The organism is Methanosarcina spelaei (genome assembly GCF_002287235.1).
In the GTDB taxonomy this organism is placed as follows: domain Archaea; phylum Halobacteriota; class Methanosarcinia; order Methanosarcinales; family Methanosarcinaceae; genus Methanosarcina; species Methanosarcina spelaei.
In genome coordinates this window covers 25,758-44,111 of the sequence record NZ_LMVP01000113.1, presented here as the reverse complement: position 1 = coordinate 44,111, position 18,354 = coordinate 25,758, and the positions used below count along the sequence as shown (strand labels likewise).

16 protein-coding genes are annotated in these 18,354 nt (G+C 38.1%); 7 read left to right on the top strand and 9 right to left on the bottom strand.

The window, feature by feature from the left end; genetic code table 11:
• Window positions 1-125: 125 nt before the first annotated feature.
• The 7 genes from mtbC to ASJ81_RS07810 form a co-directional block, all read right to left on the bottom strand.
• Complete coding sequence (mtbC, locus tag ASJ81_RS07835) at window positions 126-770, bottom strand: dimethylamine corrinoid protein MtbC (RefSeq protein WP_095643997.1); 645 nt, start codon at window positions 768-770, stop codon at window positions 126-128.
• An 880-nt stretch (window positions 771-1,650) separates the two neighbouring features.
• The gene (locus ASJ81_RS07830; protein ID WP_095643996.1) at window positions 1,651-1,848 is read right to left on the bottom strand and encodes a hypothetical protein; all 198 of its coding nucleotides are present in this window, start codon (window positions 1,846-1,848) and stop codon (window positions 1,651-1,653) included.
• Window positions 1,849-2,722: 874 nt separating this feature from the next.
• Window positions 2,723-2,884 (bottom strand): hypothetical protein, encoded by a 162-nt coding sequence (locus tag ASJ81_RS22690; protein WP_155396696.1) that lies wholly within the window; start codon window positions 2,882-2,884, stop codon window positions 2,723-2,725.
• A 607-nt stretch (window positions 2,885-3,491) separates the two neighbouring features.
• Window positions 3,492-3,698: a CxxC-x17-CxxC domain-containing protein gene (locus ASJ81_RS07825; RefSeq protein ID WP_095643995.1), complete on the bottom strand. Its 207-nt coding sequence runs from the start codon at window positions 3,696-3,698 to the stop codon at window positions 3,492-3,494.
• A 673-nt stretch (window positions 3,699-4,371) separates the two neighbouring features.
• A complete protein-coding gene (locus ASJ81_RS07820; RefSeq protein WP_095644000.1) occupies window positions 4,372-5,376 on the bottom strand; it encodes a glycoside hydrolase family 130 protein in 1,005 nt (334 codons plus the stop codon).
• A gap of 16 nt (window positions 5,377-5,392) precedes the next feature.
• Window positions 5,393-7,468 (bottom strand): amylo-alpha-1,6-glucosidase, encoded by a 2,076-nt coding sequence (locus ASJ81_RS07815; protein ID WP_095643994.1) that lies wholly within the window; start codon window positions 7,466-7,468, stop codon window positions 5,393-5,395.
• A gap of 340 nt (window positions 7,469-7,808) precedes the next feature.
• Complete coding sequence (locus ASJ81_RS07810) at window positions 7,809-8,774, bottom strand: alpha/beta hydrolase (protein WP_095643993.1); 966 nt, start codon at window positions 8,772-8,774, stop codon at window positions 7,809-7,811.
• Window positions 8,775-9,231: 457 nt separating this feature from the next.
• Here ASJ81_RS07810 and ASJ81_RS07805 point away from each other — a divergent pair, with 457 nt between their 5' ends.
• The 4 genes from ASJ81_RS07805 to ASJ81_RS07790 all read left to right on the top strand — a co-directional run bounded on the left by ASJ81_RS07805 (window position 9,232) and on the right by ASJ81_RS07790 (window position 12,508).
• A complete protein-coding gene (locus tag ASJ81_RS07805; protein WP_095643992.1) occupies window positions 9,232-10,392 on the top strand; it encodes an iron-containing alcohol dehydrogenase in 1,161 nt (386 codons plus the stop codon).
• An 83-nt stretch (window positions 10,393-10,475) separates the two neighbouring features.
• Complete coding sequence (locus ASJ81_RS07800) at window positions 10,476-10,679, top strand: hypothetical protein (protein ID WP_095643991.1); 204 nt, start codon at window positions 10,476-10,478, stop codon at window positions 10,677-10,679.
• A gap of 128 nt (window positions 10,680-10,807) precedes the next feature.
• Window positions 10,808-11,335, top strand: a complete 528-nt coding sequence (locus ASJ81_RS07795; protein ID WP_212556047.1) for an LURP-one-related/scramblase family protein — start codon at window positions 10,808-10,810, stop codon at window positions 11,333-11,335.
• A gap of 90 nt (window positions 11,336-11,425) precedes the next feature.
• Window positions 11,426-12,508: an AI-2E family transporter gene (locus ASJ81_RS07790; RefSeq protein WP_338037415.1), complete on the top strand. Its 1,083-nt coding sequence runs from the start codon at window positions 11,426-11,428 to the stop codon at window positions 12,506-12,508.
• A 1,270-nt stretch (window positions 12,509-13,778) separates the two neighbouring features.
• Here the strand turns inward: ASJ81_RS07790 and ASJ81_RS07780 are convergent.
• Complete coding sequence (locus ASJ81_RS07780) at window positions 13,779-14,219, bottom strand: lamin tail domain-containing protein (protein WP_095643988.1); 441 nt, start codon at window positions 14,217-14,219, stop codon at window positions 13,779-13,781.
• A gap of 668 nt (window positions 14,220-14,887) precedes the next feature.
• Here ASJ81_RS07780 and ASJ81_RS07775 point away from each other — a divergent pair.
• Window positions 14,888-15,916, top strand: a complete 1,029-nt coding sequence (locus ASJ81_RS07775) for an AI-2E family transporter (protein WP_245859920.1) — start codon at window positions 14,888-14,890, stop codon at window positions 15,914-15,916.
• A gap of 284 nt (window positions 15,917-16,200) precedes the next feature.
• Here the strand turns inward: ASJ81_RS07775 and ASJ81_RS07770 are convergent, their stop codons facing one another.
• Window positions 16,201-16,746, bottom strand: coding sequence for an HdeD family acid-resistance protein (locus ASJ81_RS07770; RefSeq protein ID WP_095643986.1), 546 nt, complete (start codon window positions 16,744-16,746; stop codon window positions 16,201-16,203).
• A 766-nt stretch (window positions 16,747-17,512) separates the two neighbouring features.
• Here ASJ81_RS07770 and ASJ81_RS07765 point away from each other — a divergent pair.
• Complete coding sequence (locus ASJ81_RS07765) at window positions 17,513-18,013, top strand: mechanosensitive ion channel family protein (RefSeq protein WP_245859919.1); 501 nt, start codon at window positions 17,513-17,515, stop codon at window positions 18,011-18,013.
• Window positions 18,010-18,195: a hypothetical protein gene (locus ASJ81_RS23640; protein ID WP_245859917.1), complete on the top strand. Its 186-nt coding sequence runs from the start codon at window positions 18,010-18,012 to the stop codon at window positions 18,193-18,195. The genes ASJ81_RS07765 and ASJ81_RS23640 overlap by 4 nt, the downstream gene beginning before the upstream one ends.
• Window positions 18,196-18,354: the final 159 nt, after the last annotated feature.

The following is an 18,354-nucleotide window of genomic DNA, read 5'->3' as shown; positions in this document are numbered from 1 at the left end:
GGAAGACACGTTTTCCGTCTCCCATTCTCAAAGCGTATTCAGTTGCCATTTTTATCCTCTTTCAAATGAATTTAGTTTAGACTGTAACTTAGTTTATACTGAACAGATTTTATTGATTATTGGGTTCAGAGTAGCAGTTCCTTTGCTTTTGCGACAGCTTCACTTGCATTTTCAGCGTAGCAGTCGGCACCGATTTTGTCAGCCCAGGCCTGAGTTGCAGGAGCTCCGCCTACCATGACTTTTACTTTGTCCCTAAGCCCTTCTTCCTTGAGTAGATCTATTATGGCCCTCTGTCCTTGAAGGGTTGTGGTCATAAGGGCGGAAATTCCAATCATATTGGCATTGACTTCCTTTGCCTTTTCGATGAAGTTCATGACCGGAACATCACGGCCAATGTCATAGACTTCAAAGCCAGAGGACTGGAGCATTGTTGACACTATGGACTTGCCGATATCATGGACATCGCCCTCGACAGTACCGTTTACGATAACACCGAGTTTCTTGTTCTCCGTCCCTTCTGGAAGCTCAGCTTCAAGCACTTTAACCCCTGCTGTCATTGCATCAGCAGCTATCATTACATGTGGCAGGAAAAGTTTCCCTCTCTCAAAAAGAATTCCTACCTGGTTCATGCCTGCAGAAAGACCTTTGTCAATGATCTCAGCAGGTTCCATAACTTCTTTCGCTTTCGCGACAGCTGCGAGCACTGCGTCTTTTTTGCAGGAGATAACTGCATCAGAAAGCTCCTGAATAAGTTCCTCTTTAGTTGCCATTTTTTGTACCTCCACGAATGCCAGAAATTCACTTAGTGTTTGAGGAATAAACTGAATCTGGCATTCCAATAGGATATTTATATATAAGTCCTGAATTATTTAGCCCAACCTGTAGAGTTTTTTCAAAAAAGGTGAGAACTTGAGTACTACCCGTGCATTTGAAAAGCCAGTGCGCTCTGACGACCCTAATGGGCAGAACTCAAGTTATGAGTTTTTTTAATGGTATTGAAAATTTCAATGAGCTTTTTTGTAGAATTAAATTTCAAGTGAGGTCAATTTTTCGGGTTTTATTGATTACGTAATCACATGTTTACTAATTCTCTGCCTTTCAGCTTCGGACCGAGCTTAAGTATCAGATGTCTGAATTTTCAAAGATAGTTGTATGTTTTCTGGCTCAACAGAATTTCAAGAATGAGTTCCCTGGTTATGAAAGTGATATTTATGGCATCGAAAAGAACTTTCCAGATGAAGAAGGAAATAAATATTTAAAACCTTGCTGACAAAAAATAAGAAATAAACCGGGATAAGTAAGCAAACAGTTATAAAAGATTTAAAAAACCCGATTTTGATCGGTTGCTTGTGAAGAATATATAAGCAATTAATTAAATTTGTTATTTAACAAATTACGTATAGATATTTAAGCTAAGGTTAACAAATATCTCTGCATTGAGCACATTGCAGAAAAGTTATGTATAATCCTCAAAGTTTTCTATTTTTGCCATCTTGAGAGATTAAATATATTTTTATTAAGTATTCGAGAGCTTATAACTGAAAAAGTTTTTCACTTCATGACGTTCTTGAGTGTTCTTCTTTTGCTTCTTTGTTTTTGATAGATTACAATATCTCTTGTCCTACTTTGTCAAATCGGAATTTGTAGCCGTCACGGCAGGTTCATTTGAAGGCTTGATTCTCCTACCAGGTTATTAACTTCTTCTTTAAGCTTATTGTTCTGGTTAGTATACTTTTTTATCTTTTCTTCTATTGCTGTAATTTGTTTTTTTGCAATTTTTATTTTCTTCTCATTTGACTGTATAGTTCTTAATTTCTCGTTTATTTCAGTTTGCGTTTCTGTGTCCATTAGTGATGCCTCTTAAATTTCTTAATTTATTAATATAAACTCATTACATAAATAAATTTTTGTTTAAGTTTTGCATATTTAATGTTTTGTCAGTATTCCAATCAGCTGCCAAAACTGTTTATAGTTCTAGTAACTTTGCCAACTATGTCGTTGGTACTTTTGAATTCTCTTGTATTTTATGCAAGATTTCCACAATAGTTTCAGATAGACTCAGGGAATAGTTTAACTGCTTAGCCTGTCAAAAAAGTCATTTGATATCGATTTTAATGAAAACAAGGAGTTTGATAACTAACTGATAAATAGACTGTATAGAGAATACCGAGATACCTGTTTATGATTAGTTTATATATCTTATTGACCCAATGCCAGTTGGTCAAGGTTCATACAGAACGAAAACTAGTGCTTCGATTCCAAAATCAATTCCTTAATTTCTGGAAAAATCCGTGATCTTCTAGTCTATTCAAAAGTTAAGTTTTATGAACCTACTTTAGAATCACAGTACTAGCTGTGTTCAAGAAATCAAACATATATATGTTAGACCTTAAAGTTCTCAGAGGAGTTTGATAAACTGAAGTTCATCAAATTTCTCAATGTAAACTTTTCAAAATACCAAACAATGCAAATGCTACCCAGATATAAAAATAGCCGGCAGAAGTGCAGAGCGATGCTATATTGTATATATTAAATTCCATCTGTAAAATGAGTTTGAAGATACATATTGATATTAAACTGTTGAAAAAGTAATAAAAGATATTCAGAACCTTCAGTCTCTTAATGTAAGAGTAGTTACCTGCAATATAATGATCTGGAGCACTGATTCCAGCTGATATTTCAATTACTCTTTATTTGTCATTGGTTAACAGAGTACGATAAATTACTTTTGTAGTTCCTTTTTAAGACACTCAGGGCATCCCTGCCCGATTTTAGTCCATTTCCTTCCAATATACATATAAACAGCTTGCTTATAGTATTCTCCGCAGATTTCACATGGGGCATAGTTCCCCCCTTTCTTTGCTTTTGATTTACCGATTTTCATTTTCAACTCCTCGTATCTATACACATTAATTAGTATCTAAATAACGTATACTGATGCATCGATCTCAAGTTACATCAAAAACTAAACATTTGATTTTAGATCCAGGAGAGATTAACGATCTTCAATTATGTGCCTGTTTTGGTCGATGCACCACTATAAAAAACAAACCAGTTCGCGTGAGCGAGCGAAAAGGACGGGGACTGTGCTGATTTTCTATAAAATGAGCTCATCCCAAAACCAATTTCATTCCCAAATCTAGAGCTGATCCCAAAACTAAAAATTGCTTCTCTGAATCCTGTATTTCGAATGATCACTCAAGTTTCTGATCATGACAACAATCCTGAAAATTCTTGATGATTAAGAACTAAATGGCTTTTGGGATAGGCTCCTATACTATTTTCATGTTTAGAAATTAGAGCAATTATTCAAAATTCAAGGTTTTGGGATAGGCTCAATCATAAATCTCAAGATGTCTTGGATAGAGATCGCAATATTGCTAAAGAAGCATCGTGCTCTCGGAGAGAAATTCATGAGGCAGAACCTTAACTCTGCCCCATAAAGGGAAGGAAAAATATGTTTTGATGTAAATCAGTTACAAAAATAACATTTAATATCTACGGTCTTCTCTGGGTGTCCTGTGTTTAGGAAGACATTCCCTGCAGTAAACCGGCCGTCCTTCGGTTGGTTTGAATGGAACCTCTGTCTCAATACCGCAATCCGAACAGATTGCCTTGTACATTTCTCTGGGAGCTCTGAAATCTCTGCTATTGCTGTCTCTTCCCCTGAAGGGTTTTCCTCTATCATTAAAAGCCATTTGTTTTACCTTTGTTCTGGTTGTTAGTTATAGTTTTAGAACTTATGTGCTGAACTGAAAAATCAACAACATTAACCCTCAACAGTTTAAAATGTTAACTTGAAAAACAGTGCTATTGTGATTGATTTTGTCCCTCAAGTGCGTAAGTCCTGTATATTGTAATAAGCGCAAGTTGTATATATACATACACACTTGTATATATACAACTGACTTTTGATTGTTATTTCCTGCATGTTTTATCCCAAAATTAGCCGTTTTTTAATTTTCTATTTGTGTCTCTGAAATATGATAATTTGAGTTACCTTTCACGGATAAATACTCTACTGGAATTATCCTAATGACATTTTCAGCAAATTTTAGCATTATGTCTCCACTTTTCCGAAACTCGTATGCTACCTTTACTTCCTTCACATTCAGCTTCTGTCTTTAATAAATCGATTACAGGATCAACATATGACAATCGGTTGCTATTTACATCTAGCAAAAGTTAAGTATAAACCTCAAAGTCTTCTATTTTTGCCTTTTGAAAGCTTAAATGATATTTCTTTTTAAGTGTTCGAGGGCTTATAGCTGAAAAAGCCTGCATCTTCATGCCACTCTTTAGTGCTCATTCTCTTTTTATGGTCTTCAGTAGACAGTCCATATCCAGCTCCAGACTCATCCTCTTCTCAGATCAATAGGGCTTTCCCTTGTTTTCTTCAAACCACCTGCAGTATTCTTCAGGGCATTGTTTCTCAGGACACCCGCAAATATATTCCATAATATCTTTCATTTTTGCACTGGCAACTGATACCGATGTATCAGCAGCTCCGTAATAAATACGGAGTTCATCGCCTATCTGAACCCATCCGCAGGGAAAAACAACGTCATTGACATCTCCACTGCGTTCGTATGGCTCACGAGGCCCGAAGATCCAGCCTTCAGACCTGCGAAGCACTTTCGTGGGATCTTCGAGATCAAGAAGAGCAAGTCCTAGCCGATAACTTATTTTGGAAGTCGTCTGGCGTACCCCATGGTACATAACTAACCAGCCCTCGGGTGTACGGAACGGCTGAGGACATAAACCGATTTTGTAAGCATCCCACCATCCACCTTCCCTGGCATACAGGAGAACTTCCGGTTTTTCCCAGGATTTCATATCATAAGAAAAGGAGATCCAGATATTAGCCTTCAAAGTATGAGTAGTAGGCGCAGGCCTGTGTAACATTGCCCATTTGCCATTAAACCTTACAGGAAAAACAGCAGCATCTTTATTATCAGGTGGCATCAAAGGTCCTGCTCGGTCAAAATTACGAAAATCCTCGGTAAATGCAAGGGCTGGCAAGGGACCACTATCCGAAAAAGCTACATACACTATTGCCCATTTTCCCAGTTCATCTATGTAAGTTATGCGCGGATCTTCAACGCCATATATCTCTTCAGGGTGATTTACAGGATCCGGAAAAAAGGTTGGCTGACTGTCAATTTCCCAGCCATCAATTCCGTTTTCACTCCTTGCTGCTGTAAAGTGAGATAATCCCCTGTGGTCCTCAACCCTGACCAGTAACAGTATTTTACCATCGACTATGGCAGCTGCAGGGTTAAATACCGAATTAGCCCGATAAGGCCAATCTTCAACCGTAAGTATTGGATTTTTTCTAGACCGTACAAATAACTCCCCATGGTCTTTCCAGGCCATATTATCTCCCTCCAGCTTATATTGTTCTCTCATTTATATTCATAGACGAAAAACTCATTATATCCAGTTCCGGGGATATAGCGTTTAAGAGTGCTGGAGATATTGTGCTTAAGAGTGGCCTTATCTCAAGCACATCTTCTACATATGCTCTAAGAATTTCTGCAACACTCCAGGCCTGAGCTATGCATCCGCCTGGAGAGTGTGGATAATCTCCATTAAAAACTTCGGAAACGGTGCCAAGTCCTGCGGATTCAAGATGAGTATTAAAACCCTCCAGGAGAGCCTTCATATCTTCCAGACTCTTTTCGGAATAGTTGTGGACTTTCCGGTAAGCTCTCACATAAGCACCAAGGAGCCAGGGCCAGGCTGTCCCGTTATGATAGGCTGTATCTCGGGTGAGCGCATCCCCGTGATACTGTCCTTTATATAATGGATGATCACACGAAAGACTTCTAAGCCCAAAGGGTGTCAAAAGGTCTTTTTCAACTCTGTCCACAATCGCTTTTTCTTTATCAGGAGGAAGTATGGTGTTAGGAAGAGCTACTGCAAAGATTTGATTGGGACGGATTGCAGGATCTTTAACCTCGTTTCCGGCTTCATCTCTATATATAAGGTCAAAGAGACAATTAGTTTCCGAGTTCCAGAAAGTGTTCTCAAAATTTGAGGCAACACCATCTGCAAGCATTTCATATAAAAAGACTTCTTTTCCAAGAAGAGTACCCAGGCTGGAAGCAATTTTCAAGGCATTGTACCAGAGGGCATTGATTTCACAGGCTTTACCTGCTCTTGGAGTTACGGCCCACTCTCCAATTTTGGCATCCATCCAGGTTAGTTGAGGTCCCTGTTGAATAAGATGATCAGAGTCCATGCAGATTCCGAAGTCCGTACCTTTACGGTAATTATCTATAATAGCCTCTATAGTGTCCCAGATATCCGCAAGGAAAAGAAAGTTGCTCGTATATGCGAAGTAACGGCTAACTGCATGTATAAACCAGAGAGAAGCGTCTACCGTATTATAGACTGGTTCTCCTCCGAAAGCCGGGAAAGTATTGGGGATTAAGCCTTTCCTGCAATATCGAGCAAAATTCATGAGAACGGACCTGGCCTCTTCATGTCGATAAGGAATTAAAAACAGTCCGGTCAGAGATATCATGGTATCCCTTCCCCAATCAGAGTACCAGTGATATCCTGCAATTACAGTGTTTTCACCTGAAAAAGTATTCTTCACCGTAAAAGTATCCGTTGCCCTGAGAAGTTTAAGGGCAAAGGGATCTCTAAGCCTGGAATTAAGAACAAGGAGATTCTGTCGGTTTACTGTCCGTTTATAAAGTTCGTCAACTTTTCTGAGGTTAAGTGAGGAGATATCTTCTGTTGAAGCTGCAATAAAGAAACGAGAAGTTCCCGATTTTAGTTTGCTTTCGAAATAGCCGGGATTAAAATTGTCTTCCTGGGAGTTAAGCCCTCTTTGCTTTTCAGCGTCATACTCCAGGTTATAGTACCACCTGGGATCGGAATGATACTCAAGATTGGATGAAAGATAAAAGGTGAAACCGTTAGAACTCTCCAGTTTTACTCCTGAAGAATCAGTTTTCTGAGAAAAAGAAAGGTATCCTGAGCGAGCAGTGTAATGGAAGTCTCTTGAGTTTACCAATGGAAAAATTTTTAGTAAAGCTTCTTCTTTTTTGGATTCTATATCATAGAGAACACATGTCATGTTACTATTATGAACCAAAAAAATTTTTTTCTTCACGGTAAAATCACCGGGCTGGTAGACCCAGAGAGGAAATGGATTTTGAGTGTACTCGGAAAGGTAATTGAAGCCTGTGGGAGAGATAGTACCTGGATATTTATGGACTGCAAGTTTATAAATATCTTCATCAGTAGAGATCTCCTCATCAAAGGAAGAAAGTAATACAAACCTTCCTGGAGAGTTTTCCGGAGCAGCAACAAGCAGTCCGTGGTAAGTCCTTGTGCTTACTCCAATAACTGTAGAAGAAGCATATCCTCCAAGTCCGTTTCCTATAATCCATTCTCTTTTTATTCCTTCTTCATATGTTGAAAGACAGTCTGCGTCAAGGCTGATCCCACTCATGTATATTTAATTAGGATTGATTTATTAAATAGCTATACGTTTGGAAAAAAACAAGCTTATCCAGAGCTATTGCACCTTTTTTATATATTTATTAGATCTCTGAGTTTTATGCATCTTCAAATTTATTTTTATATATTTATAAAATCAGAATTAATAGATTTTATATTACGTTAAAATCTGATGTTTAAGATCTAATGTTTAAGAGCTGATGTTTAAGAGCTGATGTTTAAGAGCTGATGTTTAAGAGCTGAGATATTTAAGAGCTGAGATATTTAGGATCTGAGATATTTAGGATTTGTGATATGTTTGATATTGCACCTTCATGAAGCAACCATAACAATTATGATTTTTTGAAAGCCGCCTTGAGGTGCTCGTTCGCCATACCAATCGCACTGCAAGTCGCAGGTGTACCAGCAAGTGCATTTAACATCACGAAATCGTGTGTAGTTCCTAAATATCTAACGGCTGTAACATTGACACCAGCCTGCATCAGTTTGTGGGCATAGGCTTCACCCTCGTCGCGCAGCACATCATTTTCATCGGTTATGATAAGAGCTGGTGGCTGTCCCTTGAGCTGGTCAAGCGATGCCTGTAAAGGAGAAGCTGTGGGCTTCTTGCGTGTTTCTTTGTCAGGCAAATAATTGTCCCAGAACCACTTCATAGCTTCACGAGTAAGCCAGATACCGTTTGCATACTGCTGATAAGAATGGGTATCAAAATTAGCATCCGTCACAGGGTAAAATAGCACCTGATAATCAATTTTTGGACCGCCCCTTTCCTTTGCCAGAAGTGAAACAGCTACCGCCATATTTCCGCCTACACTGTCACCAACAATTGCAAGCCTTGAACTATCCAGTTTGAGCTTCTCCCCATTTTCTGAAATATATTTTGTTGCTGCGTACGCCTCTTCTATTGGTGTCGGGTATTTTGCTTCCGGATACAGCGTGAAGTTAACGAACACAACCGCAGCGTTAGCTCCATTTGCAATTTCTCGAACTAGTCGGTCATGTGTATTTTTGTCTCCGAGTACCCAGCCCCCACCATGAAAATACATAACGACTGGCAGGATTTCCTTATTTCCTTTTGGCCTGATTATTCTGATTGAAACCTGCCCCTCAGGACCGACTGGAATGTCCAGGTCATCAATTTCAGCAGGTAGTTTTGCTACCTGATCAGCCTGCAAATCCAAAAGGACTTTACGGGCGTCTTTTGGTGATAGCTGGTAGATTGGTGTCCCACCCTGCTTGTTTACCTTTTCTATAAATGCTTTGGTTGCTGGTTCGAGCAAGTCGATTGGTTGACTCACGGATAAGATCCTCCTGGCTTGATTAAATCGTACTTAATACTATTGCCGGCAAATAAGGCAAAACAATATCCTTGATTGTCCACCGCCACATGAGTAATTGTTTTAAAATTCACAATAAAACTCACAAATGTAATTTTGTTTGAGTATACATTGTTCAGAGCAAACCGGAAAACAACTGATAATCTATGTATATTTTGATTACTGATAAATATATAAAATAGATAGAATATATTTTCCTTATGACAAATAATTTTAAAAAGTAAGGATAGTAAATATTAAAAAATATTTGCCTTTCGCTCTCAGGATTTTTAATTGAGGCTTCAAAAATTCTATCCCGGAGCAAAACTTTATTAGTTACCGGGAAAATTATTTTTATTAATATTTTGTGTTTTCAATAACAGATTTTGAAAGATCTGTTTAGGATATCTAGAAGGAGTTTCCAGGGGAAGTAAAAAGCATGACAGAAAACAGGACATACACTTATCTGAATCCGAAAGTAGCCCTTATGGGGGCCGGTTGCGTAAAAGAAATAGGCAAGCATGCAAAAGATCTTGGGGCTACAAAAGCCCTTATAGTTTCAGGCAAAAGCAAACATGGAGAACGGCTTGCATTGGATATTTACAAAATTCTTGAAGACGCAGGCCTGGAGGGCACAATCTTCCCAGGGGCAGACCCGAATCCGACTGATACTTCAGTTATGGAAGGAGCGGATATTTACAGAAAAAAGGACTGTAACATAATAATTGCTGTCGGAGGAGGAAGCCCTATGGATTGTGCAAAGGCGATTGGCATTGTAGTATATAATGGTGGACTGATCAATGAATATGAAGGCGTAGGAAAAGTTACGAAAGGAATTCCTCCACTTATCACAGTAAATACAACTGCCGGTACTGCAAGTGAGATGACAAGTTTTACGATTATTACGGATACTAAGCGACATATCAAAATGGCAATCGTAGACCCGCGTATTACCCCTGATATTGCAGTTAACGACCCTGAACTCATGGTAAGCATGCCGCCTGCACTTACGGCTGCAACCGGTATGGATGCTTTAACCCATGCAGTTGAAGCTTACGTTTCTACCATGGCTACGCCTACAACGGATGCAGCTGCTATCAAGTCCATAGAACTTATTTCAAAGTACTTACGTGAAGCTGTTTCCCATGGAAAAGATATAAGAACAAGGGACATGATGGCGCATGCCGAATACCTTGCAGGTATCGCTTTCAATAACGCAAGCCTTGGTTATGTACATTCCATGGCGCACCAGCTAGGAGGGTTCTACAACCTTCCTCACGGAGTCTGCAACGCGATTCTTCTTCCGTATGTGGAGGCATACAATAAGCAGGTCGTCCCTGAACGCTTTGCCGATATTGCCAGGGCAATGGGAGAAAAAGTGGAAGGGTTAAGCAATGAAGAGGCGGCAGACAGGGCTATAGAAGCCATCAGGAAACTTGCATCGGATATCGGAATTCCTTCCGGCTTAAAAGAACTTGGCGCAAAGGAAGAAGATCTGGAACTCCTGGCTGAACATGCGATGCAGGATGTTTGCCGCCTGACAAACCCCAGAGAGCTCTCAAAAGAAGATATTATTAAGATTTACAGAAAAGCCCTGTAAAAAATACATGAAAAGAGCAATTCTGGAGAGAAAAACTCTGGAAAAAATCAAGCCTGAAGAAGAAAATTCCGAATAAAACAGTTTTGAAAAGCTTAAACCTGGAGAGGCCAATTCCCGATAAAACAATTCTTAAAAGCTTAGACCTGAAGAAGGAAATTCCGGATAAAGTAGTTCTGGAAAGTTCAAGCCTGAAGAAGGAAATTCCGGATAAAGTAGTTCTGGAAAGTTCAAGTCTGGAAAGCTTAAACCTGGAAAGAAAGCGTAAAATTGAGATATTACGTTTTTAATTATCTTGCTAAAAAACGAACTATTATTATCTTTCTTTATTTTTTTCTTTGTTTGAGGATAAGATTTGTAAATTGTTTCTTTAAGAGAAGGTATTAAGATTGCATAGATAAGAGAGAGTGATTTTTCGATGAAACTATTTGGCGGCCGTGAAGGCTATGAAGAAGAAAAAAAGCACATTTATCTGATGCATGAAAAGCTTGTTGCCATTGGAGACGATTATTGGATCGAGAATGAAGAAGGAAAACGAGAATTTTATATTGACGGTAAGGCATTTCGTCTCCGAAACACCCTGATATTAAAGGACGCACAGGGAAGAGATCTTTACAAAATCCAGGAGAGGTTACTCAAAATAAGGGACACAATGGATATCAAGCGAGCTGACAACGGACTGGCTGCAACAATTAAAAAAGCGTTGATTAATATTTTGAGGGACACCTGGAAGGTCGAAATTCCGGACGGCCCTGAAATGGAAATTAAAGGCGATATTCTGGATCATGAGTATCGGATTGATGTTGAAGGGGAGAAAATCGCAGAAATTTCGAAAAAATGGTTCCACATCAGGGACACCTATGGAGTGGAAATAGAGCCTGGGCATGACAATGCACTCATCCTGGCGATTACAGCTACGCTCGATCAAATGGCACACGAGGACTGAGTTCTAATCTGAAAAGAGTCCGAAAAAAGTTGATAGGTTAAGGCAGGTATCTTTGATAGATGTTGCTTTTAGAGAAGTAGCAATCAGGGCATAAACTTCTATGATGACTACGAAAAGAGAAACTGGAGGGGTGAAAATATAAATTCAAATGATCACTCAGTACCCGCTAAAATTTTACTTTACAGCACCGTTGCTGTTATTTTGACAATAGGGATGCGGGAGATTGCATCAATACTTACAGTGGTCTTTTTCTCTATGTTTACCGCGCTGATCTTTACTCCGATTGTCCGCTGGCTAAAAAAAAAAGGGGTTCCAGGTGTACTGAGTGTTATTCTGGTAATTTTATTATTTACTCTAATTATCCTGGTCCTTGGGGTAATAGTTGTTAAAGCAGCAATGCAGTTTGGAAGTCAAATACCGATTTATCAAGCTCAGTTGACTGAACTCATAAATAATCTTACAAAACTTGTCCCTTCATATAAAGGATTTTCCGTAGAGTCAATTCTCCGTAGTGCCTTGTCAGTAACGATTTCTCTCATGGCAAATACTGTTAATGTAATTGTGAACGCCGGAACAACAGCCGGAATTATTATTATTACAGCAGCATTTTTGCTAATAGATGCAGCCAGTGCTCCTGAAAAAGTAGACTTGGAAATTGGAAAGCAATCCGAACTCCGCTTGAGGATGAGTGAGTTTAGCAAAAAACTGGTAAAATTCATTGTTATAAGAGCAGAAATAAACCTTATAACAGGTACTGTAATCGCCCTCCTTCTATTTATCGGAGGCATCGAGTATGCTATTCTCTGGGGAGTCCTCATATTTCTGTTAAGTTATATTCCCTATATTGGTCTGGTTATTGCTTCTATTCCTCCCATAATGCTTGCGCTTCTCAAGTATGGGCCTCTAGGTGCTCTTGCAGTCATTCTAATTATCGTTATCGTAGACGCGCTTGCAGAAAATGTCCTTTTCCCGTCACTTATGGGAAAAGGCCTGCAATTATCTCCTGCTTTCCTATTTCTTGCTCTTCTCTACTGGAATTTCGTATTTGGACTCGGAGGTGTGCTGCTTTCGATACCGCTTACAATAGTTCTGAAGATTATACTTGAAAGTTTTGAGGAAACAAAATGGCTGGCCAGATTGATGGGCCCGATTGAAGATGCTGAAGAAAGTTAAGAAAAACTAGATTCTGTGAACTAACCTTCTATGAAGGCCAGAAAACTTAGAAGCCTGACAAATTTTGTAGCCTGGATAATTAAATCACTATCGAATCAGGAAATGTGAACAAGAAACGACGATGAGAAGAGTTAAAACAATAAATTAATGAAAAAATTGAAAATTTTCTGCAAGAATAAAAGGTAGAGATAAATCAAAATCCATGCTTGCCACCTGAACAGGGATTTCCAATACCTTAACGGGTAATTGATCTATCACCATGCTACCTTATATCCAAAAACCATGTCCTGACATTCTTGACACAGCCCCGAACTCTTGAATTCCTTGACAAATACTTCGTTTCGGAATTCTTTTTCGTCTACTTTTTCCGCACATAACGGACATATACACTTTTTAACTATCAAAACTTCTCGTCTAAGTCTTATTGATTTTAGAAAGCTCTTTTTTTCTATATTCATATATATCAACTCTACAATTCTGATACAGTATACTACAATTTTGATACATTATACTGTTTTCATAAAACCACCCAAAAACAAGAAGTAAATACAGGTGGCTCATTTCTCTCAACTTAAATGCCAGATGCTTTTCAGCATACGTATCAACAAACAACTATGGCTGCAATGCTTGCAGTAGTGTTCTATCTTTGTTTTGGTGTGTTATTCGCGAATTTTTGTAATACAAAAGTAGTGTAGGATTTTCCTACCATTTCAATGTTTATTTAAATAAATCTTATTCGCGCATATAACAATCTGCAGAATCAGATATAAGTTTATTGGTTTTTTACGTATTTATTTAGCAAGATTTAAAATTAATTTCTAAAGTCTTTGTTTAATTTAACACCTTTCATATGAGTTATTTTGAGAAACCGTATAATTTATATCTTTGATTATTGCTGTTGTTGTTTTATTCTAAAATTATTTAATTTTTAATTTATTAGTACAGTCAGTTTTTGTATACAGGTGACCCATTATTTTGCCAACTTCTAATTTGTTTTATTTTACATTATCATTGCACAACACAAAATGAAATTGAAATTTACTCAACATTTGACTTTTTACGTCCCCTGTTGTTGTATTATGTATATTGGACTTCCAAATTGTGTTGAGTCTACGAAGTCATTTCAGGAGTCCACGAAGTCATTTCAGGAGTTCACGAAGTCATTTCAGAATGCAACAATTCGGGACAAGCTCGATACTTATTAATAACCTTGATAACAAGCATTAAACAAACGATATTAAAAAAGAAAAATAGAAGAGTTCTTAATATCTCATCCTTTCTTCGACGAAACTAGTTTTCCCTGAGCGTTCCACAAATAAGCCGTATCTCCATACTCTTTATGTTTGGGGTCGTGATTATTCCATATGAAAATATTTTTGCCCCAATAAAGCGTGCTTCCAGAGCTTTTACCAATTCCGCTTCTGAGAGTTACCGTAGATTTAGATTTTAATGTGTATGAACTAAAGATATAGGTGTGTTTTGCACCTTCGTCTTTGATTTTCCAACCTTTCAAGTTTACTGATGTTTTTCCGCCGTTTGTAAGTTTAACATATTCCTGGTTAGGCTTTTCACCAGTAGCGCCAACATATAAAGCACTTACATAAGCTGAACTTGACGAGCCGCTTATCTTTTCAGTGGCACCAAACGCAAAAGGAACGGTACCCAAAAGCAAACACATAACGACAATAGCTACCGCTAAGCGATTTTTCAATATTTACTACACTCCATACAGTTTTATTATTTTACAAAGTAAAATAACTCCATAAAAGATTTATATATTTTGTTTTTATGATAAAAGAAAAAATTTATATCATTGATAGAAAAATTTTTCTTTTTTACGAAATTTATATGTAATCTTTTAATCCAACTCTAATTTTCTTATGTTGTACTGCACTTTTAAAAAGAAAGAAAACTAAAAAATCAAAAAATCTGCCATTTGTTGACATCTGTGATGTTTCTGGTCTGCTAGCAGGGACAAACTATTGCATGTTCGGAAGTATTAAAAGATAACGATTATTTTTTGCTCTTTAACATACTTGTTCGTCCAGTGATTGACACCGGATTTCACGATCTAAAGCCAATTTTTATCTTCATATCAATAAAAGTTTAAAAGCCATTTTCATGATAAGAAACTTGTTGTTTATTCGGAATTTGAAAACTCAGAGATTCTTTTATTGAGTTCCGGATAAGCTCGTAAGTAAGCTTCAACACTGCTCATATTGATTCTGCATCATACTTGCTCGTTAGGTTTTTCTCTTAAGTCTGTTAATGTAAGAGTAGAACCAACTGAAGAAATAGCCATTAATCAAACCATAGTTTAGGAGAATTTCTTATATTTAGACTCATATGTTAATTAATGTAAAAACATTTGGGGCACATATGGACACGGACGATAATTCGGTACCAGCCAGTATTTTACTTTACGGTACAGCTGCGGTTATCCTGACTATTGGGATGCGGGAAATTGGAAGCATACTCGTGCCTATTTTTTTCTCAATATTCGCCTTTCTAATCTTTTCTCCCATTGTCCACTGGCTCCAGAGAAAAAAAGTTCCTGGTTCGATTAGTGTGGGTCTGGTAATTATTTTCCTTATCATATTTGCTATTGCTGCAGTGCTCCTTGTTACGGGGTCCTTACTTCAGCTCAGTACCCAGATCCCGGAGTATCAAACTCAATTAACAAGTATTTTTGAAAATATTGAGCGGTATTTACCTTCGTCAGGTCAATATTCTTCCATTGAGGGAATTTTACGTGACGTAGGAGCATTCCTGCTGGGTCTGACTGTAGGAATACTCACAGGAGCCTTAAATGCCGGAACAACAATTGCGCTCATTGTTATCACGACAGCATTTTTACTTCTGGATGCTGCAGGTGCGCCAAAAAAGTTGGAAAGAGAAATTGAAGATCAACCAGTCCTTCTTTTGCGGGTTCGCGAATTTGGAAGAAGTCTGGTAGATTTTATCCTCATAAGGACCGAAACCAACTTGATTGGCGGCATCGGAACGGCGATACTGCTCCTTATCGGAAGAATCGATTTTGCAATTCTCTGGGGTTTTCTGACATTCCTGCTAGGTTATATTCCTTATCTGGGCTTTTTCCTCGCAGCTGTTCCACCTGTACTGCTTGCATTATTTAAATACGGGGCCATAGGGGCCATTGCAGTGCTTGTCGGGATATGGCTGATAAACGTGCTTATAGAGAATGTTCTTTTTCCATCCCTTGCAGGAAAGAGCCTTAAATTATCTCCTTCCATAGTGTTTCTGTCTCTATTCTACTGGGGTTATGTGCTGGGCGGCTCAGGTGCACTTATAGCCATACCTCTTACAATGGTCGTGAAGATGATCCTTGAAAGTTCCGATAATACACGCTGGATGGCAAAACTGATGGAATCAGGAAGTAAAGAATAAAATACTTATGAAAGAGTAGAATAACTTATTTTAAAGAGTAGAATAAGTTATGAAAAAATAAGATAACTTATCTTAAAGAGTAAAATAAGCTATGAAAAAGTAAGATAACTTATTTTAAAGAGTAAAATAAGTTATGAAAAAGTAAGATAACTTATTTTAAAGAGTAAAATAGCTCATCTTAAAGAGTAAAGTAACTTATCTTAAAGTGTAGAATAACCTATCTAAAAACCTTAATCGAAATATCCGGTAATATATCTCCTCTTTTTATCCTTCGAAATTCGTATTCAGGTTCGTATTCTTATTCCCCAAATAACCGCTCCAATTCCCCCAATAATAAGGAAAAATCCGAATATCCAGGGTAGGATCAGAACTCCTGTCAGAGAGTTAGTCAACAAAAGTAAACCAAGGATAATAGAAACGGCACCAAGAATCCACATACCTCCTCCCCCTTTAAGTGTTGAAGCAAGTATTACAGCACCGTTGACAATAGCTAATGCTCCTATGAAGATAACGAGAAGCTTAAGAACTATGTAAGGACTGAAGATAGGGTACATCAGTATAATAACTCCTGCAATAATGCTCAAAATACCTGAAAGCAGCTTCCATTTTCCGTCCTTCGTAAAGATCAGCGCTCCTATAACAGCAATAATTCCTTCCGCTAGCCAGAAAATAGCCAGGAGTCGTATTAACAGAATAGTGGTTGCTATAGGCTCGTATAAAAGAAATATACCTATAACAACAGCAATAATTCCTTCAAGAAGTACAGACCACCAGGGTATCTGCGATACTTTTAACTCCGTTTTGGAATCAGTACCAATTGGTTGCTCCATATATCCCATCTCCCTATATTCGGACCTTATCACTAATGCTTGCCATATACAGGTATAAACTCATCTGAAGAGACTTAGGCCTATCCGAAAATTGTTCTTATGTGAAACTTTCACAGCGGGCAATATACACAGCCAGAAAGGATATTCGCAAATCATGATCCATTTTAACCTTTCAACTTGCATCACAGACTTTTCGGGCAGGTTCTAAATCCGATTCTACTTTTTGCCGGTTTAATCCTGATGTTAATTTTATACATACTCGTTTATATATATATTCTCATTTTTATATATTTATTGAATAGTACTTCTGTGACAGTTTTTTGACCGCAGAGATTTTGATAGAGGGAACGAAGCCTATAGAAAGCGTACGAGATCCAGATCTCACTCATATGACAACTAGCTGTTTGTGAAGCTCAGCACAACAGAATCATAACAGCAGGACTGGAAATAGAAAGAACACAAATCAAGAACCACTTTTCCAGGTGTAATCGGATACACGTTTGACCAGTCTGAATCAGCCTGGCCGGAATCACTGCGCGACAGAGTCTAACTTCATATTATACATCTTCACTATGTCTTCACTATGTCTTCACTATGTCTGCACTTCTTGGCCAAAAACATATATCCTTAAGAAGAGGTTGGGCACCACACAGGCAAAGCAGGTAAAGTAAAGAACTTCTAAGGAGAAAACGGGTGCATAATGCCCTGATATCAAGAGATAGATGATGAAAAAATCGACCAGCGAGTTGTTCGCTCCATACAGTACATGTTCCTGCTGGTTTTTAGTTTTCTAGCCATAGTTATACTCCTGAGACATTTCGGAATCACGGGAAATGCACTTACCGCATCACTTACAGCCCTCGGTCTTGGTGGAGTAATCATCGGGCTTGCAGCGCAGACAACTCTTACTGATATCATTACCGGGATTGTGCTTTTAATTGACCGCCCTTTTAGAATCGGAGACCGTATTCGGATAGAAAAACTCGATACGTGGGGAGATGTGGTAGAAATCGGGTGGAGGTCAACACGTGTTCTTACAAGAGACAATAGACTTGTAATAGTCCCTAATTCTGTGATCGGAATGGATTTGATCACTAATTATTCCATACCCGATAAGATATACCGTGTCGAGACCGATGTAGTCGTATCATATGGCCCGGATATAGAGTACGTACGAAACCTGATTATTGAAGCAAGCACGAAGACTGGATCATGCATGAAAATCCTATACAGGTTCTCTTACTCGAGTTCACAGGGTCAGGAATGAAACTCAAAGCCAGATCCTGGATAGAGGATTACGTGGAGACAAGAGTTTCAGAGGACCGACTAAACACGGCAATTTATAAAGCTTTGATAAATGCAAATATAGCAATGCCTTCTTCTGATATTATTATTCATTTTGCTGACCAGGGAAATGTGTTAACAATTTCCAAAAAAGACGAAAATTAAAAAAGGAAATAAGATTAGCAAAAAGAATAGAACATTTTTAATTTTAAAGAGTAATTCTCCTCAGCAGACTCGATAAAATAAGTCAACGTGCATAGAATAATATATAAAAGAATAATTATATAAAGTGATTTATTGAACCCCGAGATTGGGGAAATCTCG

Excerpts from the sequence above, each read along its gene's own strand:
- ASJ81_RS07775 (WP_245859920.1), top strand. The coding sequence starts at position 14,888 with ATGGACACGGACGATAATTCGGTACCAGCCAGTATTTTACTTTACGGT.
- ASJ81_RS07815 (WP_095643994.1), bottom strand. The coding sequence starts at position 7,468 with ATGAGTGGGATCAGCCTTGACGCAGACTGTCTTTCAACATATGAAGAA.
- ASJ81_RS07825 (WP_095643995.1), bottom strand. The coding sequence starts at position 3,698 with ATGGCTTTTAATGATAGAGGAAAACCCTTCAGGGGAAGAGACAGCAAT.
- ASJ81_RS07795 (WP_212556047.1), top strand. The coding sequence starts at position 10,808 with ATGAAACTATTTGGCGGCCGTGAAGGCTATGAAGAAGAAAAAAAGCAC.
- ASJ81_RS23640 (WP_245859917.1), top strand. The coding sequence starts at position 18,010 with ATGAAACTCAAAGCCAGATCCTGGATAGAGGATTACGTGGAGACAAGA.
- ASJ81_RS07770 (WP_095643986.1), bottom strand. The coding sequence starts at position 16,746 with ATGGAGCAACCAATTGGTACTGATTCCAAAACGGAGTTAAAAGTATCG.
- ASJ81_RS07830 (WP_095643996.1), bottom strand. The coding sequence starts at position 1,848 with ATGGACACAGAAACGCAAACTGAAATAAACGAGAAATTAAGAACTATA.
- ASJ81_RS07805 (WP_095643992.1), top strand. The coding sequence starts at position 9,232 with ATGACAGAAAACAGGACATACACTTATCTGAATCCGAAAGTAGCCCTT.
- ASJ81_RS22690 (WP_155396696.1), bottom strand. The coding sequence starts at position 2,884 with ATGAAAATCGGTAAATCAAAAGCAAAGAAAGGGGGGAACTATGCCCCA.
- mtbC (WP_095643997.1), bottom strand. The coding sequence starts at position 770 with ATGGCAACTAAAGAGGAACTTATTCAGGAGCTTTCTGATGCAGTTATC.
- ASJ81_RS07820 (WP_095644000.1), bottom strand. The coding sequence starts at position 5,376 with ATGGCCTGGAAAGACCATGGGGAGTTATTTGTACGGTCTAGAAAAAAT.
- ASJ81_RS07765 (WP_245859919.1), top strand. The coding sequence starts at position 17,513 with ATGTTCCTGCTGGTTTTTAGTTTTCTAGCCATAGTTATACTCCTGAGA.